At 25.7% G+C, this 19,093-nt stretch carries 21 protein-coding genes; 1 reads left to right on the top strand and 20 read right to left on the bottom strand.

All coding sequences use genetic code 11. The features are described 5' to 3' along the window. Positions 1-36: 36 nt before the first annotated feature. From AC07E4_RS08510 to AC07E4_RS08465, 10 genes are all read right to left on the bottom strand, one after another. Entirely contained in the window at positions 37-213 is a 177-nt protein-coding gene (locus AC07E4_RS08510) for a hypothetical protein (RefSeq protein ID WP_430828688.1), read from the bottom strand. Positions 214-242: 29 nt separating this feature from the next. Then, on the bottom strand, positions 243-437 hold the full coding sequence (locus tag AC07E4_RS08505; RefSeq protein ID WP_430828686.1) for a hypothetical protein: 195 nt from the start codon (positions 435-437) through the stop codon (positions 243-245). A 248-nt stretch (positions 438-685) separates the two neighbouring features. After that, entirely contained in the window at positions 686-838 is a 153-nt protein-coding gene (locus AC07E4_RS08500; protein ID WP_158644455.1) for a hypothetical protein, read from the bottom strand. Positions 839-874: 36 nt separating this feature from the next. Next, on the bottom strand, positions 875-1,057 hold the full coding sequence (locus tag AC07E4_RS08495; protein WP_478216118.1) for a hypothetical protein: 183 nt from the start codon (positions 1,055-1,057) through the stop codon (positions 875-877). 252 nt (positions 1,058-1,309) lie between these two features. Then, a complete protein-coding gene (locus AC07E4_RS08490) occupies positions 1,310-1,447 on the bottom strand; it encodes a hypothetical protein (protein WP_430828685.1) in 138 nt (45 codons plus the stop codon). Positions 1,448-1,587: 140 nt separating this feature from the next. After that, positions 1,588-2,928, bottom strand: a complete 1,341-nt coding sequence (locus AC07E4_RS08485; RefSeq protein WP_478216117.1) for a lanthionine synthetase C family protein — start codon at positions 2,926-2,928, stop codon at positions 1,588-1,590. Between the two features lie 250 nt (positions 2,929-3,178). Further along, entirely contained in the window at positions 3,179-3,343 is a 165-nt protein-coding gene (locus tag AC07E4_RS08480) for a hypothetical protein (protein WP_158644457.1), read from the bottom strand. A gap of 49 nt (positions 3,344-3,392) precedes the next feature. Continuing rightward, entirely contained in the window at positions 3,393-5,213 is a 1,821-nt protein-coding gene (locus AC07E4_RS08475) for an ABC transporter ATP-binding protein (RefSeq protein ID WP_430828683.1), read from the bottom strand. A gap of 5 nt (positions 5,214-5,218) precedes the next feature. After that, the gene (locus AC07E4_RS08470; RefSeq protein ID WP_478216116.1) at positions 5,219-8,431 is read right to left on the bottom strand and encodes a lantibiotic dehydratase; all 3,213 of its coding nucleotides are present in this window, start codon (positions 8,429-8,431) and stop codon (positions 5,219-5,221) included. A gap of 295 nt (positions 8,432-8,726) precedes the next feature. Next, a complete protein-coding gene (locus tag AC07E4_RS08465; protein WP_034440411.1) occupies positions 8,727-9,839 on the bottom strand; it encodes an NADH:flavin oxidoreductase in 1,113 nt (370 codons plus the stop codon). A gap of 224 nt (positions 9,840-10,063) precedes the next feature. Here AC07E4_RS08465 and AC07E4_RS08460 point away from each other — a divergent pair, with 224 nt between their 5' ends. Further along, the gene (locus tag AC07E4_RS08460) at positions 10,064-10,381 is read left to right on the top strand and encodes a winged helix-turn-helix transcriptional regulator (RefSeq protein WP_034440413.1); all 318 of its coding nucleotides are present in this window, start codon (positions 10,064-10,066) and stop codon (positions 10,379-10,381) included. Between the two features lie 230 nt (positions 10,382-10,611). Here AC07E4_RS08460 and AC07E4_RS08455 read toward each other — a convergent pair whose 3' ends face one another. The 10 genes from AC07E4_RS08455 to AC07E4_RS08410 all read right to left on the bottom strand — a co-directional run bounded on the left by AC07E4_RS08455 (position 10,612) and on the right by AC07E4_RS08410 (position 18,658). Continuing rightward, positions 10,612-11,073, bottom strand: a complete 462-nt coding sequence (locus AC07E4_RS08455; RefSeq protein WP_430828679.1) for an NUDIX hydrolase — start codon at positions 11,071-11,073, stop codon at positions 10,612-10,614. 26 nt (positions 11,074-11,099) lie between these two features. Beyond that, positions 11,100-12,050, bottom strand: coding sequence for an MraY family glycosyltransferase (locus tag AC07E4_RS08450; RefSeq protein ID WP_478216115.1), 951 nt, complete (start codon positions 12,048-12,050; stop codon positions 11,100-11,102). Between the two features lie 29 nt (positions 12,051-12,079). Continuing rightward, entirely contained in the window at positions 12,080-12,547 is a 468-nt protein-coding gene (locus AC07E4_RS08445) for an NUDIX hydrolase (RefSeq protein WP_478216114.1), read from the bottom strand. Positions 12,548-12,712: 165 nt separating this feature from the next. Further along, positions 12,713-13,279 carry a hypothetical protein gene (locus AC07E4_RS08440; RefSeq protein ID WP_034440421.1) on the bottom strand — a complete coding sequence of 189 codons (567 nt, stop codon included), beginning with the start codon at positions 13,277-13,279 and terminating at the stop codon, positions 12,713-12,715. 61 nt (positions 13,280-13,340) lie between these two features. Then, positions 13,341-14,066, bottom strand: coding sequence for a class I SAM-dependent methyltransferase (locus AC07E4_RS08435; protein ID WP_034440424.1), 726 nt, complete (start codon positions 14,064-14,066; stop codon positions 13,341-13,343). A gap of 304 nt (positions 14,067-14,370) precedes the next feature. Continuing rightward, on the bottom strand, positions 14,371-15,276 hold the full coding sequence (locus AC07E4_RS08430) for an SPL family radical SAM protein (RefSeq protein ID WP_478216113.1): 906 nt from the start codon (positions 15,274-15,276) through the stop codon (positions 14,371-14,373). Between the two features lie 81 nt (positions 15,277-15,357). Next, positions 15,358-15,669: a hypothetical protein gene (locus AC07E4_RS08425; protein ID WP_478216112.1), complete on the bottom strand. Its 312-nt coding sequence runs from the start codon at positions 15,667-15,669 to the stop codon at positions 15,358-15,360. Positions 15,670-15,958: 289 nt separating this feature from the next. Beyond that, complete coding sequence (gene ftsX, locus AC07E4_RS08420; RefSeq protein ID WP_034440430.1) at positions 15,959-16,879, bottom strand: permease-like cell division protein FtsX; 921 nt, start codon at positions 16,877-16,879, stop codon at positions 15,959-15,961. After that, positions 16,869-17,555 carry a cell division ATP-binding protein FtsE gene (ftsE, locus tag AC07E4_RS08415; protein ID WP_034440432.1) on the bottom strand — a complete coding sequence of 229 codons (687 nt, stop codon included), beginning with the start codon at positions 17,553-17,555 and terminating at the stop codon, positions 16,869-16,871. The genes ftsX and ftsE overlap by 11 nt, the downstream gene beginning before the upstream one ends. Positions 17,556-17,569: 14 nt before the next feature. Next, positions 17,570-18,658 carry a murein hydrolase activator EnvC family protein gene (locus tag AC07E4_RS08410; protein WP_478216111.1) on the bottom strand — a complete coding sequence of 363 codons (1,089 nt, stop codon included), beginning with the start codon at positions 18,656-18,658 and terminating at the stop codon, positions 17,570-17,572. Between the last annotated feature and the right edge of the window lie 435 nt (positions 18,659-19,093).

The raw sequence follows: 19,093 nt of genomic DNA, 5'->3' as shown, positions 1-19,093 counted from the left end.
ACTCCTTTTTGTATTTATTTATTTTTATATTCAAATTTAATCTGCTGGTTTTATACAACGAGTTTGACAACTATTAGGATTACAAACACTTCCATTAGCAGTTTTTTTACCACCACCATCTGTTGCAGGAACAATAACTGCTGATGGTCCATACATATTTATTCCATTTTTAGAATTCCTTATGTCTAAATCAAAATCTTTATAATTTGGCATTCAATTCACTCCTTCTAACTTTAAACAACTTATAATGCACAATCAGTATGCTGATTACAGCTTCCATTACAGTAAGTTGCACAACTTCGTGTTTTAGGTCTACAGCGGCATTCACTTAATTTGTCATATTCATAACTAAATGTTGGTGGTAATACTTTTCTACTATTATCTACACCTAACTTACTATTTTGTATATCTAAATCAAAATCCTTATAATTTGGCATTTAATTCACTCCTTAAATTTTATATTTTTAAAATTATAACCCTATATAACTATTTAAATTGACCATTGATATATCCTAGAATTCAAAACTCAAAATTAAATTAATTTCTTTATCAGTTGAAAAACAATTTCTTTGAATAACATTATTCTAATTTAATTTTTATATCAGTCATTTTTAAAGTCAACTTTAAATGATCTATAAGGTTATAATTAAATATCTATATTTTTTTATTTATGATTTTTTTATTTTTAATATGCACACATAGTGTTTGGACAGCTTCTATTTCCATATGTGTAACATCCATCTGTTTTTTTCTTTCCTTGTATATTTTCATTTTTGGAATTATTACCTTTAACTGTATTGTTTCTTAAGTCTAAATCGAAATCTTTATAATTTGGCATTTACGTTATCCCCCTTTATTAAAATTAAATTTTAAATTAATACATACATTCCTTTACATTGCAAGTTTTTAATCTCTTTATGTAAGTTTTAGGCTTACAACGACATTCACTTAATGGATCATAATAATTTCCTGTATTTGATAACTCTTTACCTAAAGAAGTTTTTGAACTTCCTTTATTATTTTGTATATCTAAATCGAAATCCTTGTAATTTGGCATTGTTTCACCTCCTTTCATGGATTTTATAATATAATAAAAAATTGCAACTCTACATAAATATTGTCATGACTTTATACATTACTTGGTTTAAAAGTATCGTGAAATAAATTTAATAATTAGGTTTATTTCTCATGTTTAATAGCTACATTTTGAGTAAATCAAATTAGTTATAACATTTAACTTTTATGATAAATAATTTCAAAGTCATTTTAAAATTTACATAGAATTGCAATTAAATAATTTAATTATTTTTTAATAGCAGTGAGTGCTCCATGTTGCCATATTACCACCTTTATTTTCTTTGTGTTTCACTTCAATAGTTAATTTTGTAGTATGACAATTTTTATTATCTGCTTGAATATCTAAGTTAAAATCGTTATATTTAGGCATTGTATCTCCTCCCTTCTAGTAGATTATACTAACTAATTTTTCTCTTTATTCTTATTAACTTATAAAATTCAAACAATATTTATAATTTTGAGTATCAAAGCAAAATTTGAATTAATTTTTATCTTAATTATTTTTATAAACTATTTAATCATTATATGTCTCATCCAATAATCTCTATTAGGTTCTAAATATGTCATTAATGCTAAGACCGTACCTAATGAACCTTCAAGAAAAGTATGATCATCTTGATAAGTTAATTGTAGATTTTCTTCATTAAAAGGTTTATCTCTTTCTATAGTGTAATTATAAAAACCAAATAATGAATTATTATCAAAGGAATCTATAATGATATCAGTTAACTTTTCAATGCAACTTTCATATTTTTTATTTTTATTATCCTTATTCATAGCCTCCATTATAGCTAATGCTCCACCATATCCATGACAAATATGTGAACATTGTAGCATCCATGAATCTATGTTCATTTCTGATATTCCTTCTAAAATTTCATTTGAAAACTTTAAAATATCCTGATTTTTAATTGCATTTCCTGCTATATAAAGTGATCTAGCAATGCCGATTGTTCCATAACACCAACTTTGTCTATTTGTATTAATTTCATTTTCTTCACCTGTTATATAATCATCAAAGCTTATTATTCCAGTCCAATATATATTTTCAAATTCATCTTTATGGCTAAACCTTAATAATTCATCTATAATATTTTTAATAGCTTCTTTTTGTCCTTCAATCTCTATTCCTTCATTTAATGATAATGACATAAATACTAATGGACCACATATTCCATGAGATAACGCCTCATTAAAATTGCCATTTTTATATTGCTCTTTACTTTTATCATCAAATAATTTTTCTGCTGGAATATACCATCCTGGTACCTTATAACCTTTGACTTCTATATTCATAGTCATATTTACAAATAATTTTATAATTCTTTTTAAAGCATTTAGAATATTTTCATCTTCTTTAAACATTAAAAGATATCCACCAATTCCTGCAAAACCATAAATAGTATCATAGTCTGTTGAATACATATTTCCTACATTATTCTCAGCTATATCTAATAAATTATTTAATTCTTCTACTATATAACTATTTAATGTATTTAAAAATTTGCCATAATATCCTGTTTTCTTGTATACACTATAGATGCTATATCCAATGTCACTTAGCCCATTAAATAGTGATATTGATATATTAGGTAAATACTTTTCCACACCATCTTTTATCCTCATCATATATTCATATATAATATCATCCCAATTTTCATTTTTAGGAAGTATTTCATAAAACTCACCTAAGATTAAAAGCGGTCCAACATATTCTAAAAACATCTCATCATTTCTTGCTTTAAAAACTAACTTTACTCGTTTCTGAAATTCTTCAGGACTTTTACATACATTTATAAATTTATCAAAACATTTTAATATTTCTTTTTTCTTAGATTCACATATTTCCATTTTTATCATCTCCTAAATAGCACTTTTAGTTATTATAAATTTATTTATAAATTCAATATGTATTTGTAATCATACATAACTAAATTTATTTTATATAAAATTACAAATGCATACTGAGAAAGGAACTGTACTAATTTTGCTTTTTATTTATAAAAATATACTACAGTTTCTTTCTCTCTTATTATGCTTTGGATAATATAAATTCCCAGATTTATTTTTTCTGTTTTAGTATAAATTTCAACTTACAATTCTATTGACAATCTTCAATATTCTCTGAAAGTCTACATATATATTGACAACTCTTTACTGGTCCATATGTCCTAGCTATATTAGCTTGTATTGTTTTGTCCTTAATCTCATTAGTTATAACTTTCTTATTTGTCAAATCTAAATCAAAATCTTTGTAATTTGGCATTACCTCACCTCCTTTCATAAAAATATTTTATATCTTTTTTAGATATCATTTATAAGTTTGAAATGCTTTCATCTAAATTTTGCATGTTATATAAGTAAGCATAATATCCATCTTTATTCATAAGCTTTTCATGAGTTCCATTTTCTACTATTTCTCCATTTTTTAATACTACTATTTCTGCTGCCATTCTTTTAATACTAAAAAGCCTGTGAGTTATAAATATTCCCATCTTATCTTTTATAAGCTCACAACATTTACAAAGCATATTGTATTCAGATATAGGATCTAACGCTGAACTAGGCTCGTCCAATATATAGATATCCGAATCCCTAAAAAAAGCTCTACTTAGTGCAAGTTTTTGCCATTGTCCTCCTGAAAGTTGAACACCATCATCAAACCATACTCCTAATTGGCTATCTAATCCTTCTGATACATTTTCTAAGATATCACTGCCATCTGAATTTTCTATAGCATTCACTATTTTTAAATCCTCATTTATTTTCTCTATATCTCCAGATGCTATATTTTCTCTTAATGATAATTCATACCTACTATAATCTTGAAATACTATTCCCATTTTTCTTCTATAGCTTTCTAAGTCTAGTTCTTTTAAATTTATACCATTAATTAAAATATCACCTTCATAATTATCATAAAAACCACATATTATTTTAATTAATGTTGTTTTTCCTGAACCATTATGACCGACTAAAGCTATTTTGCTATCTTTATCTAATTTCAAATTTATATTTTTTATAGCATAACTACTTCTTTTTTCATACTTGTAACTTACATTTATAAGCTCTATATTCTCTATTTTTTCAATTTTTCTTCCTTCATAAATTTTCTTATGTTTAACCTCTAAATTTATAAATTCAAAAAACATATTTATATAAAGATTATTTTGATATAAACTTACTAAGCTCCATAATAGTGCTGATGTATTGCTTTGAACATTAGATATACACCTTATATAAGCAATTACATTTCCTATAAGAATCTCTCCTACGTATCCTGCTCTTATTATTAGAAACATAACGAACGCCCCAATAACTTGATCTAATACTTCAAATATAAAATTCATTTTTGTTCTTCTATTTAATATATTTTTATCTTGTTTTATAAATATTTTATTTATAAATTTAAATTTATCTAAAAAATAAGATGATAAACTATATAATTTTATTTCCTTAAATGAAATGTCATTAGTCAATAAATAGGTCAAATACCATGATTTTCTGGAATCTTGAGCTCTTTCTTTTTGAATCTTGTATTGCAAATTTCCTATTTTAATTGAGTATATAGACGATAATATAGGAACTATTAATATTATTATTACAATCCACCATTTCCACATTATTAAAAGTGCTGCTGTTGAAACTAGTGTTATAATTTGAGCAAGCAACTCTAACATTTTAGAAAATACTTCATAAAGTCTATCACCATTTTCCCCTTGTGCTCTCCTTATCATGTCATATATATCTGAATTTTCAAAATGTTCAAGTTCTAAAGTAGTTGATTTTTCTAAAACTATTACACTAGTTTTATAAGAAAGCTTTAACCTAAATACAGACTCTAAGTATCCTTTTACTTGTCCAATTATAGATGCTAAAAAATTTATACCAATAAAGAATAAAAATGTAGCTACTAAACCCTTCTGTTTTTGAGTCATTTTAAACTGAATTTCATTAATTAAATTTTGAGTAGCAACTATAGTAATACTAGGTAAAAATCCTTGCACTATACTTAAAAAAAATATTATAACTAAATATTTATTGTCTATACTTTTTATAAACTTAAAAACTTGAGGCCAACACTTGAAAGAAGAAAATATTTCTTTTATCGAAATTTTTTCATATTCATTATCCATTATTTCTAATCTCCACTATTTTTCTTTCTTAAATATTCTATTGCATGTAACGAATGTCTTATAAGATGCATGATTTCTTCTTCTATCATATTGTTTCCTATAAGTCTATTACAGTGCATATGTGTTAAACTAAATAAAATACTATCCTTTGAGTTCCAAAGTTGTTTTTTACTGTCTAACTCTTCTAATTTTGTTTTAAAATTTTCTAATGCTTCTCTATTTATTTCAAATAAATTATATAAAGTTTCTCCATTTTCTATTTTTCTTAAGCTTTCCCAGTTATTTTGTGAATTAATTAAAGACATAAATTTTTTTCTATCTTTTTTAAATATATCTCTATACTTACTTTGATCAAATCTATTTTCAAATACTTGCTTTTGTAATTCATAATCTAGCCCTAAGCCTTCTAATATATTAACAATGTTAACCATAGCTATATGAACTATATCCATATCTAATTTTCCTACTCTAAGCAAGTTAATTAAATTTAGAATTAGTAAACTATCTTTATAAAAAACATCTTCTGCTAGTTCTATAAGTTCTTCTCCACCATATCTTTCAACTTCTTTAAAGTAAGTATCAAAAACTACTTTAGTTAAAAGTCCCTCGTCCCTTAAATGTTTAAACCACTTGTTCAATATATTTATAAAATCTTCATCTACTTTTTTACACTTTAATCTAAGTCTTATATGACTTTGAGGATCTGCATATCTTAAAAAGAAAAACTTATCTATTAAATTTTCTTCTTTTAAACTATTGCAAAAATCTAAAAGTTCAAATCCTAAAAATTCATCTATTCTCTTGTAATTGCCATAAAGTTTAAGATATATCCATTCATCACCTATAAATACTTGTCTTTTATCATTTAATGTATTTAATTTAGCATGATTTTTAACATAATCATATTTTGTAGTTAATACATCTTCTTTACTTGATTTATTTTCAATATATTTTTCTTTATTTAAAATAAGTGGAAATACAAACTCAGAAAAATATCCTCCATTCTCACCTTTTAATAAAAGATTATCTATATCTACTTCAACTTCATTTAAAATTACATAAGCATTTCCCCTAGCTTTTAATATATTAAATAATTCCTCTACATGAAGTGGATTATTTAAATTTAAAAGCAATCTATTATCACTATCCTTTTCATATACATAACTAGGAACATTATACTCTTTTCGCCAATTCTCTATAATAATTTTGAATTTTTCTAGTGAACTTGTTTTAGTAATGCCTAATCCATCTAAAGATATCCTCCAAGTTGCTGGCATAATAATTGTTCTATTATATACAATCCTTGGTATATAACTAAAATTTTCTAGTCCATTTTCATATATTCTTTGAAAAACTTCTATAGTGTCGTACTGAGATATTTCTCTAAGAAATCTGTAAATATTACTACCTGACATAATATTTAACATATGACTTGATGCTGCTATAATTCGTTTGTTTAAGCTCTTGCTCCTTATATAAAATTTATTAGTAATTCCATCTATACCTATATATAAATCTTTTATTTCTAATTTCTTTTTATTTTCGCTGTAATTATCAGCTATGACCATCTCATAATCTTTAGTATTCCAGTTTAATGTTACATTAGAAACTCTTCCGCTTTGAGGTAACTCAACAATTTCTGCTATAACATAGTCATTTCCTAATAATTTTTTTTCTTCTTCATTTATTATTTTCATATTTTCATGTATATCATCACCTAATATATCAATAAACCTACCAAAAGTTCTTCCTGCTCCAGCAATACCTGGATTAGGACTTATAGACATTCTAAAATTTCCACTATTAAGCTCCTCATAATTTTTAGCACTTAAAAATGTATAATAGTCTATTGACTTAGGCATTTCATGAAATTTTATGTCTTCTATATTTCTGCCACCCATAAGCTTTAAATTTTCTTTTTTAAGTACAACTTCTTTATCTCCTTTTAAAATACACCTTTCTACTTCTCTAATAATAAATTTATAAAATTTCTCATCTTCTTGAAGTTTTCTTGTCTTTTGTACTTGCTTTGAACTAAACGGTGTTGTATAAGTAGCTGGAGCACCTAATCCTTTATCTTCATCAAGAAGTTCTAATACTGGAACTTCTCTATCCATTCCATAAAACTCCATAAATTCTTCTTTATAAGATTTTATATATTCTTGTTCTCCATTTAAAGTAGACATACTTATTAAAAATTCTATAGTATCAATTATTTCTTCTTTAATTTTTTCACATAAAACTATATTTTCTTTATCTATAGCTAAATCTACTTGTAAGTAATTATCACATTCAAATATTTCTTTCATTAACTTAGTTAAATCTTTATATTCATTTATTCCTTTTCCAATAGGTAGCTTATTGTAATTATCTATTAATGTTTTTATGTTTAAAAGTTTATTGTATATTTCACTAGCTTGTTCAATATTTTTAATTTTTTCTATTACGTAACTTAAGGGATCTTTGTTTATAAGTGGTGTTCTTATATCAGTTATTAAATATTCATTTTCTAATAACTGATTAATAAAGTTTTCTACAATGTTTTCATTTATTCCAGGATTGGCTTCTAAAATTTTTTTAAATAGCTTTTCAAATGGTATTAATTCCTTTGCTTCATTCATAACTAGTTTAACAGGAGATGTAAATCTTATAGATGCACTAAGACTACTTTCTTCTAAATCTTTTTTTATTTGTCCATAATTACTTATATAAGGCATGTCCAATCTTATTCCATTATCTAAACAAAGTGTATTTGATTTAAGTTTCAATTTACGAAGAATACTTTGATTTTGTTCTATGATCTTCATTATTCCATAAAGCCACTCCATATCTGGTCTTGCTCTCTTTTTATGAAATATTACATTATTTATTTTAAGACTTGTCCTATCTCCAAAAGTTCCTGTAGTTACCCCTGAAAATAATCCATATGGAGTTGTTCTTGATGTCATTCTTATAAAATATTTTAAAATTGAACTTATTATTTGTTCTTTCTTAGCTATATTTTTCTCACTATTTAATCTATCTATAGCCTCATTTAATGATGTGCTTGAAATAAGAATTGCTTCATGAATTATAGGATCTTTAGAAATTGAAATTAATTTTTCTATAAATTCTTCTCTTGATATATCAGCACAAAATATATCTTTATAATTTTCAAAAGATAAAATTGGATTTCTCATCATAAAAAAATCTAAACTTTTATAATAGGCTTTATTCATTTTAATTACCTCTCCAATAATTATAGCTACAACTTTAGACACATATTGTAACTGTAGCTTGTATTTATTGTAAAAAATTTACTTGTATCATTCAATAGTTTTTCCTATATTTTACAATTACTTAATATAAAATTAATTTATTATCAGATATAAAAAAGAATTTTTCTATGAGATTTACAGATTTTAAAATAGCATTAAAATGGTATGATACTTATAATATATTATCTTCTACACATCTATGCTAAACAAAAAGATGGCTAGTAATATTAAAACTTCTATCCATCTGCGTTAATTTTTATCTTTTTATATTCATAATGCATCTTTTTCCTGGGGTGTTATAACACATATTACAAGATACACATTTAGGTTTCTTTTTATTATCTGTGTTTTTCCATTTATTTATTAAGTCAGGTTCTGCTGTTAGTGGTCTTGATAATGTAAAATATTCTATTTTAGTTTCATTTAATAATTCTTCCATCACTTCAAAGTGTCTATTCCCACCGACTAATATTACTGGTACATTTACTTTTTCCGCAAGTTCAGTAGCATAGTCTTTAAAATAGGATTCCCTCTCTTTAGAAGTAACTACTTTAGTTCTTGCCGCCCCTAGATTATTATCTACAACTTCTTTAATAGATTCATTTCCACCTGTAACTTCTATGGCATCTATACCCATTTCTGAAAGTTTTGTAGCTACAAACAAGCTATCTTCTTTAGTTAAACCACCTTCTTTTACATAATCTGAAGAATTTAACTTTATAAGTATCGGAAAATCTTTTCCCACTTTTTTTCTTATAGCCTCATATATTTCAAATATAATTCTTCCTCTATTTTCAATACAACCACCATATTCATCAGTTCTTTTATTATAATATGGTGATAAGAATTGGCTTAGTAAATATCCATGACCACTATGAATTTCTACTCCATCAAAGCCTGACCTTTTCACTCTATTTGCTGCTTCTGCATAAGCATCCACTAAGTATTTTATTTCATCTTTTGTCATCTCCTTTGCTAAAGTTTTAGTAACTTCATTTTGCATAGTAGATGGTCCCCATATAGTTCTTTTTCCCACATTATAATTTGTCATAAAACCACCGTAAACTATTTGCATTATGATATTAGCACCATAGGAATGTATCTTATCTGTAAAGCATTTATATTCTTCTATAAAAGAATCATCATATATTCCCATCATTCCTTCATTAGGTTGTTCACCCTTTGTTACAAATGCATATCCTGTAATTATAGTTCCTACTCCTCCTTTAGCTAATTCTTCATATACATCTGATAATTCCTTTGTCAAATGACCATCATTAGATGCCAATGCTTCCCATAATGCCCCTCTTATAAATCTATTTTTCATTTCCATATCTAGTAATTTTGTTTTATCAAAAAGTGATTTCATAAAATACCTCCAAAGTTTATCTAATTTTTATGTTAACTTAATGCTATTTTCTTTTATGAACATAGTATATTCTTTAAAATCTTTCATAACAATTATGCACTTTTTAGTAACTGGCTTTAAAACTTTTAGTATTGCTTTTTCGTATGTGAATATTGTTGTACTATAAAGATTAATACTATAATAAATCTATAATTTATGATCTGTTTACAAGGTAGGTGCAATTTATGGTCACTAATAAAGGAAAAACTTATGTATGTTTATTGGATTTAGCAATGGACTTAATTCGTGGAAAATGGAAAGCTGTTTTGTTATGCCATATGTATGATGGTCCTCAAAGATTTTTAGAACTTCAACGTATAACTAATGGCGTAAGTCATAAAGTTTTAACTGAAAAATTAAAAGAGCTTGAAGATGACAATCTTATTGTACGAACTGATTATTTTGAAAATCCACCTAGAGTAGAATATTCTTTAACAACCATGGGCAAAGAATTAACTTCAACAATAAAAGAAATAGAAAATTGGGCAAAAAAGTACTTTTAATTAATAAATTACTACAGGTTTTCAAGTTCTATTTTGCAAATAATGTTAAGTAGTTGCCTAAAAAAGGGTGTTTTTCAGATATACTGAAAAACACATATATTCCCATAGAATTTATATATTTTAAAACAATGTGTAATTCTAATAATGATATTAAAGATTAGTTAAATAAAAAGAATGCTGTATAAATACATTTTACCTTATTTATATAGCATTCTTTTTATTAATTTAAATTATATATGTAATTCTAAAAATTTATTTATCATCTTTCTATGACTTTTTACAACATTATCTGGTAATTCGCTAATATGAAAATAATTAAATCCTAATGATTCACTTTCATCAATATTTAAAATTCCTTTTACTTCTTTTGTATAATATGCAACAGTAACTGAATGAAATTCATCACCATTGGCAATTTTTATAAAATTTCCTGGTCCTGAAAACACATCTATAAGATTTAACTTTCCAACTTTTAACCCTGTTTCTTCAAATACTTCTCTTCTAGCTGTGTCTTCTATAGATTCACCTAATTCCATGAGTCCTCCTGGTAATCCCCATCTTCCATATGCTGTAGTTTTACGTTTTTGCAATAATATTTTATTCTCATCATTTATAATAATTGTAGTAGCTCCCACTAAAATAAGTGGTCTATGTCCAACTAACTTTCTTAATTCTGATACATAATTACTCATATTTTCTTCCCTTTCTAACAATTATTTTATAACTTAAGTAGCAATAAAATAATTGAAGACAAACTTAAACATATGCTTATTAATGATATAAATACAACAACTTGCTTTGGCTTTAATCCAGTTGCTAATAATCTATGGTGAATCTGACTTGCATCTGCTGCATAAATAGGTTTGCCCTTCAAAGCTCTTTTTATAACTACATATATATTATCAAATATAGGAACACCTAAAACTAAAATAGGTATGCCAATTGATATTACTGTAGCTTGTTTGAATGCACCATCAAGAGCAATTATTGCTAATATAAACCCTGTAAAATTAGCTCCTGAATCACCCATATAAATCTTGGCTGGATATTTATTATATTTTAAAAATCCAATTAATGATCCAACTAATAGTATAGACATCATTGCAGAATCAGTCTGATTTTTTGCAAGTGCAACTATAAATAATGTTGTACCTGCAATAGATGATAATGTTCCCGCAAGTCCATCTACTCCATCTGACCAATTTATAACAGTTGTTACTCCTAAAATCCAAGTAATAGTCAAAATAAAGCTTATTTCTTTAGGAAGCATACTGTATTCATTTCTAAATGGGTCTGTATATCCTTTAAATGCAATTCCCCCATAATATATAATAATAGCTGCTACAATTTGAATTATTAACCTAGGTAAAACGCCAAATTCTTTACCCTTGGTTTTATACCAATCATCAATTATTCCAATTCCAAAAATCAACAATGATGCTATTAAAATATGTATTACTTCCTTTTCTAATGGTCTTATAAATATAAAACACCCACAAAAGAAAGCTATATAAAATCCAACACCTCCTAATAAAGGAACTGCTTTTTCTTGTTTTTTTCTTTTTGTTGGTTTATCTAAAAAATCAATTTTATTTGCAAGCTTTATTAAAATAGGTGTCAATACATATACTATAAAAAATACTGTTAACGCAGCATAAAAATAGTTCATAACCTATCCTCCTTTTTGTACTAATATGATTAAATAATTATATTTTTATAATGTTTTATAAAATCATCTATTATACATCTTATAGGTGGACTTATTTTTTTAGGTATATTATCTATTTCAAAAAACCTCGCATCCTTTCCTTCACTTTTATCAACTACAATTTCCCCCTCAAAATCTTTACATATATATGTAGCTGTTACATTATATACTTCATTTCCATCTGGATATTTATAATAAAGCTTCTTACCAGAATAAATATTGAAAATATTTAGCCCTTTGCATAAGAGTCCAACTTCTTCTTTTACTTCTCGTATAGCTGTATCTTCTAATGATTCTTTAAGTTCCATTGCACCACCAGGCAATCCCCACATATCATTGTCAATTCTATTATGTAATAATATTCTATTATTTTTATCTAATATAATTACATTTGCTCCACACATTATTATAGGTCTTGTTCCTATTATTTTTCTTAAATCTTCAATATAATTAGGCATAATTCTTCTCCTTCGTCTACTGAATTTTGCGAATTATTTATTATTTCTACATAACTAACTAAATCCCTTTAATTTAGCAATACAAAAAAAGATGACTAGTAATATTAGAATTTCTATCCATCTTCTTTTTATATTATACTTTTTATTTTTCAAATTAGCTTTTATCTATTCTAATACATTATTACCTAATATGTTTAATAACATTGCCTTAGCTTCTTCCGGTAACTCACCATATGTTATTACTTTACTTTCACCTAAATTCATTACTTCTACTTTTTCATATGATTTTTCTTTTTCTTTTATTTCATCGATTTTCTTACTACTTTCATTTAGTAATTCTATAAGTGTTTTTTGTTTTTTAGGTTTTTCATTTTCTGCTAATGGTGTTTCATATCTAACACCATCTATTACAATCCACCTACATCTCTCATCTTTTCCTAACTCCATTACATTATTAGATAATGGAGGCGTTAAAGCCGCTGATTGTATTTTATTAAAATCACCTCGTCCTACTTTAACCATGCCTTTTAAAACTGGAGTAAGTCCACCAGTTCCATTGCTTACCCAATTATTCTTATCTTGTGCATAACTACTCGCCTCTGAACTTATCTCTATAATATCTTTATATTCCTTACTTAAATCAACTTTAGAATCATTTTCAGTATTATTTATTTTATTAAAATTATCACTTATTTTATTAACTTGAAAATTATTTCCAATTTTATCTATCATATCTACCACCTCTATTAAATAACATCGTGATTTATCTAATAAACTATATAGCGATTTTAAATTAGATACCCTTTCTTAATAAAATATGATTATAAAATGCTATATTTTTATAATCCTCTATTTCTGAAACTTTCATTTCCAGTTGAAACATTTTTTCTTTCCAACTCTCTTCATACTTTATTTCATTATTTTGACCTAATCCAAAAAACGTCCTAATTCCAAATGTTTTTTCAACGTTAATATCCATGTCAGAACACCAATTTTTTATGTCATTTACATTATAATAATTTATATTTCCAAAATAAGCAGCATTAGCTTCTTCACCATTAAATATTGAAATCGCCTCATCTATATTATTTTCAAAAATTGCCTTTTGCATTATACGTCCATTATGATTATGTTTTACAATAGATATTAATCCATTTGGTTTAAGTATCCTATAAAATTCTTTAAATATATCTTCTCTTTCTTTTGCATACTCAAAAACATTATGACATAATATAACATCAAAATAATTATCAGATTGGTTTGTAAGTTTTTCTATACCACCAATAATTTGGTTATAATTATTCTCACACAATCGTGTCTTTACCATATCCATATCCGGTTCAATTGCCATTACATCATTATTAATTGCTAAATAATTTGAAGTAATTCCAAGCCCACTTCCAAAATCAAGCACCTTGCAATTCTCTATTTTAGGTAACTGCTCCCAAAGCATTTTATAGAACAATTCATTCCACGGTTTTTTTGTATTTTCCACGTATATTTTAAAATCATTATTCATTTCTCCATCCCCCAAATTTTTATAAGAATATAAATTAAAATTATTCATATTTCAATTAAGAATTTAAATCTAGATTTTCTAAATTGACATATTACAATATAGGGTTCCAAGTTCATCTTCATAATTATTAGTTCCAAAACTTGGATACCCTTAAGAGTGAGACTAGCTCGGAATCATTTTATAGTAAGTATTTCTTTTGAAAGCAATATATTTACAACTTAAAAAATAGTTTTAAATTCGAGCTTGTTTCCCTATAATATTGTAAAAAATCGAAACCCCAATTACACTATTTTAAACTCTTAATTTATATATAATCGAATATTGATAATTGAACATTTTCTGATTGATTTAATTTTTCTTTCATTGGTTTTGTATAGCTACTTGAAAGATTATATTTATCCCTTAACTCATTTATCATTAAATACAAGTCATTTTTGTATTCTTTATTAGCTCCTCCATTTTTATATAACGCCCCAAAATCATCATATAATTCAGAAAACTCTTCTTTTATAAAATTAAAAAACAATACTCTTGTATTCCCTCTTAAATACAGTGTTCCTGGAAGTACATAGTCCACTTTGCATTCACTTGCAATTTTAAACATCTCATCAAAATTCTCATACTTATCTGTTATATATGGAATTATGGGCATAACATGTAATCCAGTACTTACATTAGTCTTTCTAAATTCTTGTAAAACTTCAAACCTTTCTAAGCTTTTAGCACCAAATGGCTCTATCTTTTTTCTAATATTTTCATCCATAGTGGTTATTGTTTCTGCCACATTAACATAAGTTAACCTTGATAATTCATCTATTAAATCATAATCTCTTAAAATAAGTTTTGATTTAGTAGAAATTATAGCAGGTGTTTTATATTTTATAAGTAATTTTAATATTTCTGGCATAATTTTATATTTGTTTTCAATTGGTTGATAACTATCTGTTACACCTCCAATATTTATAATCTCTCTCTTCCAACTATTACTTTTAAGTTCCTTTTCAAGCTCATCTACTATATTAGTTTTTATATGAATATCATTAAAAAATTCTGATGAATTCATGTATTTATGTGAATACATAGCAAAACAGTATTTACAGCCATGCTGACATCCCCTATAAATATTTAAATCCCAGCCATAAGGATTTTTTCTTTTCAATTTATTTAAAGCATTTTTGCACATCTCTTCCGTAATCTTTATATCATTCATCGTATATTTCCTTTTATTAAATTATTATTTTTACAAAAATTAAAATGGTAGCATAACTTATACTACCATTTTAATTCCTATTTAGATAATACCACAATTAGCTAATGAAGTTCCTATTATACATATACTCTCCATTACTAACATAAATAAAGCCAAAATGCTTCCACCTTTAGCTAGGTAATCATCTTTATGTTTAAATCCTAAAATTACTGCAGCAATTAAAAAAATTGTTGATATAATAACATGAGGAAATGGTATTCCTATAAATTCGAAAAAATATCGTCCTATTTCTTTACCACCTATGCTACTAAATGAAAATAAAATAGCAAATAAGGAAAATGGCACTGTCAAACTCCCGATTCCCCATTTCTTAGTATTTAATGCTTTTTCCATAACATCACCACCTAAATTTTAAACTTTTCTTTGTAATTATATAACAAAAATTAACATTATTCAAATTTATTTCATTTTTTAGATAATTATAGGATAAAAATTAAAAATATCTACTTACATTATTCAAAACTTTATTTGAATTATATACTACATGATTTATAAATACTATAATAGCAATTTCTATTTTCATATTATTAACTATATTTCTTTATAATATTTTCAATTCCTTTAAAATAGAAAAATCATATCAAAATAGTATAAATTATTTTGATATGATTTATATTTTATTCTATACTTTTAAATATTTTCTAATTGATATTAAACTTCCAAGAATCCCAATTCCACTACCTATTAAAATCATTATAGGTACTAATAGAATTAAAAGACTGCTTAAACTTGGCATAACGAATCCACTTATCATTTGACTAAGAACATTGGTTATAGTTCCTGTTGCACTATAGTATATTATGGATATTACTCCTGCACTTAAAAGCGCTCCTATAGTTCCAATTAAAAATCCTTCCATTATAAATGGCAATCGTATGTAATTATTAGTTGCTCCTATGTACTTAATTATACTAATTTCTTTTTTTCTCACAAAAATTGCTACTTTAATACTATTAGATATTAAAAGTACTGATGCAACAACTAATCCAATTATAAAAGCTCCACCTATAATCTTAGTATACTTACTAAACTTTTGTAAAAAGCTTGTTATTACACTACTATCATTAACCTTATATATAGCTTCCAAGGAATCTACATTTTCCTTTACTTCCTCATTTTTAGTAGGCTCTACAGTTTTTATAGAAAAACTTGCTGGTATTGGATTTTTGGTTTCTTCCACTACTTCATTAAGAATTTGAGCCATTTCTGTGTCACCTTGTGTAGATAAGCTTTCATTGTATTCTTTAAGTCCCTCTTCTGATGAAACATATTCTACACTTTTAACATTATCCATATTCTCTATTTCTTTTTGCAATGATGCTACTTCACTTTTTTCTATATTTTCATCTAAAAAAGCAACTACTTCAACTTCACCTTGCATATTATTAATGTTTTCATTAACTATATTTATAAACATGTATACTATTCCAAATATACTTAATGATATAAAAACTGTACTAATAGCTACAATAGAAACTAGCCTATTTTTTAGCATATTATAAAATCCTTCTTTAAATAATCCTGTTGCAGTTTTAAGCTTCAATTATATACTCACCATCCTCATTATCACTAATAATTACTCCTTTGCTCATACTAATTACTCTCTTTTTCAAAGAGTTAACAATATTAGTATCATGGGTAGCCATAATTACAGTTGTACCACGATTATTTATATCAACTAATAAATCCACAATTTCTTTTGCTGTAATTGGATCTAAATTTCCTGTAGGCTCATCTGCAAGTAATATTTTAGGTTCATTTATAATTGCCCTTGCTACTGCAACTCTTTGTTGTTCTCCACCCGATAATTCATGAGGATAACAATTTGCTTTCTTATGAAGTCCTACTAATTTTAATATTTGAGGAACTTTTTTATTTATATCATTTTCCTCTGCTTCAACTACTTTCATTGCATATTCAACATTTTGATATACTGTTTTTTGTGGTAGTAATCTAAAATCTTGAAATACTACACCAATTTTTCTTCTAAAATAAGGCATGTCCTTTTCTTTAATTGAAAAAATATTACAATTATCAACATTAATTATACCTTTTGTTGCTTTTGTTTCTCCTAATATCATTTTTATTACAGAAGATTTCCCTGAACCAGATAATCCAACTAAAAAAACAAACTCTCCTGAACTAACTTTCATATTTATATTATTTACTGCTACATTTTTATCATTATAATTTTTTGTAACATTTTTAAAGTTTATCATTAATAAGCCTCCATTTACTTTTGTAAATAACCCATTGGATCCACAAATGAACCATTTAATTGCACTCCAAAATGACTATGATTACCTGTAGAATTTCCTGTTGTTCCTACAGTTGCTATATTTTGTCCTTTTGAAACCTTTTGACCTACACTAACTAAAAGTGAAGTATTATGTGCATAATAAGTAAGTAATCCGCCACCATGATCTATTATAACTAAATTTCCATAAGATGAGCTGTAACTAGATGTAATTACAGTTCCTCCATTAGCTGCAACTACTGGTGTTCCAGCTGGTGCTGGTATATCTATTGCATTATGATACTTAGTTTCTCCAGTAAATGGATCTGCTCTATATCCAAAATAAGAAGAAATATTGTAGTATCCCACAACTGGCCACATCATTTGACCGCCTTCATATTTTCCTCCACTAGCCATACTTGCTGCTTCTTTTTCTAATGTTTTAATTTCTTCTTCTAGGTCACTTTGAATTTTTGATAACTTTTTCTTTTCTTCAGTTTGTTTACTCTTCAAGCCTTCAAGTTTTACTTTTTCAGTTTCTGCAACTTTTTTCTTTTCTTCAATTTCTTTTATTTGATTTTCTAATTTAGTTTTCTTTTCTTTTAAGTTGCTTTCAAGTTCATTAATTTCATCTACTAATGAATTATTATTTTTTATTAAATTGCTTACCATTTCAAATCTCATTATAAAATTATTTAAATCTTTAGATTGCAATAATAACGCTAAATAACCTGTAGCATTTTGTTCATATTGAATCTTCATAACAGATCTTATAAGTTCATATTTTTCTTTTTTAGAAACTTCAGCAGCTTCTATATCTTTTTTTATTTTCTCATTTTCTTTTTCTAATTTAGCATTTTCACTTTCTATATTAGCAATATTTTTTTTAGTACTATTTATTTGACTTTGTAATTTTTCAGTTTCTTTCTCTAAGTTTCTTAAATTTTCAATTACCTTATCTAATTCCGCATTTGCATCTTCTATTGTTTTTTCAGCACCATAAACTACTGAAAAACTACTGCTGTAAAAAGCTATATTTATAGCGCCTACCATTGCTAAAATTAAAGCTATACTTTTCTTTCTCATAATAAAACATCTCCTCTTTCCACACAAAGTTATAATATTTTAAATACACCTTGTGGCTTGTCTTGTTTAATTTCAAGTTTTGGAATGAATAAGTTAATAAGGAAACTTGAAATTTTTCACTTTATTTGTGAATATATTGCCTATATTTTCTAATTAATATATTTTTTTATAAAATATGAATTATTTAGGAATATTTGAACACATATTCATGTAAGCGTTTTTTATTTTACTTTATTATTAAACAAATGTCAATAAAACACCCCTTACCATAAAATTTTATAATCACAAAAACGTTAGAGGCAACTGATTTTAAATCAGTTGCCTCTATTTATAGGGTTCCAAATTCAAATTTTAAATAACATCTTTATGAAATGATATTATTAAGCTTACAATTTTTTCTATTTTTATATTTGGAACCAAGTAAGAGTTTGGAAA

Source organism: Clostridium amazonense (genome assembly GCF_056431285.1).
This window is presented reverse-complemented; position numbering and strand designations above follow the sequence as displayed.

Coding starts and splice junctions, on each gene's coding strand:
- AC07E4_RS08510 (WP_430828688.1), bottom strand. CDS start 213: ATGCCAAATTATAAAGATTTTGATTTAGACATAAGGAATTCTAAAAAT.
- AC07E4_RS08505 (WP_430828686.1), bottom strand. CDS start 437: ATGCCAAATTATAAGGATTTTGATTTAGATATACAAAATAGTAAGTTA.
- AC07E4_RS08500 (WP_158644455.1), bottom strand. CDS start 838: ATGCCAAATTATAAAGATTTCGATTTAGACTTAAGAAACAATACAGTT.
- AC07E4_RS08495 (WP_478216118.1), bottom strand. CDS start 1,057: ATGCCAAATTACAAGGATTTCGATTTAGATATACAAAATAATAAAGGA.
- AC07E4_RS08490 (WP_430828685.1), bottom strand. CDS start 1,447: ATGCCTAAATATAACGATTTTAACTTAGATATTCAAGCAGATAATAAA.
- AC07E4_RS08485 (WP_478216117.1), bottom strand. CDS start 2,928: ATGGAAATATGTGAATCTAAGAAAAAAGAAATATTAAAATGTTTTGAT.
- AC07E4_RS08480 (WP_158644457.1), bottom strand. CDS start 3,343: ATGCCAAATTACAAAGATTTTGATTTAGATTTGACAAATAAGAAAGTT.
- AC07E4_RS08475 (WP_430828683.1), bottom strand. CDS start 5,213: ATGGATAATGAATATGAAAAAATTTCGATAAAAGAAATATTTTCTTCT.
- AC07E4_RS08470 (WP_478216116.1), bottom strand. CDS start 8,431: ATGAATAAAGCCTATTATAAAAGTTTAGATTTTTTTATGATGAGAAAT.
- AC07E4_RS08465 (WP_034440411.1), bottom strand. CDS start 9,839: ATGAAATCACTTTTTGATAAAACAAAATTACTAGATATGGAAATGAAA.
- AC07E4_RS08460 (WP_034440413.1), top strand. CDS start 10,064: ATGGTCACTAATAAAGGAAAAACTTATGTATGTTTATTGGATTTAGCA.
- AC07E4_RS08455 (WP_430828679.1), bottom strand. CDS start 11,073: ATGAGTAATTATGTATCAGAATTAAGAAAGTTAGTTGGACATAGACCA.
- AC07E4_RS08450 (WP_478216115.1), bottom strand. CDS start 12,050: ATGAACTATTTTTATGCTGCGTTAACAGTATTTTTTATAGTATATGTA.
- AC07E4_RS08445 (WP_478216114.1), bottom strand. CDS start 12,547: ATGCCTAATTATATTGAAGATTTAAGAAAAATAATAGGAACAAGACCT.
- AC07E4_RS08440 (WP_034440421.1), bottom strand. CDS start 13,279: ATGATAGATAAAATTGGAAATAATTTTCAAGTTAATAAAATAAGTGAT.
- AC07E4_RS08435 (WP_034440424.1), bottom strand. CDS start 14,066: ATGAATAATGATTTTAAAATATACGTGGAAAATACAAAAAAACCGTGG.
- AC07E4_RS08430 (WP_478216113.1), bottom strand. CDS start 15,276: ATGAATGATATAAAGATTACGGAAGAGATGTGCAAAAATGCTTTAAAT.
- AC07E4_RS08425 (WP_478216112.1), bottom strand. CDS start 15,669: ATGGAAAAAGCATTAAATACTAAGAAATGGGGAATCGGGAGTTTGACA.
- ftsE (WP_034440432.1), bottom strand. CDS start 17,555: ATGATAAACTTTAAAAATGTTACAAAAAATTATAATGATAAAAATGTA.
- AC07E4_RS08410 (WP_478216111.1), bottom strand. CDS start 18,658: ATGAGAAAGAAAAGTATAGCTTTAATTTTAGCAATGGTAGGCGCTATA.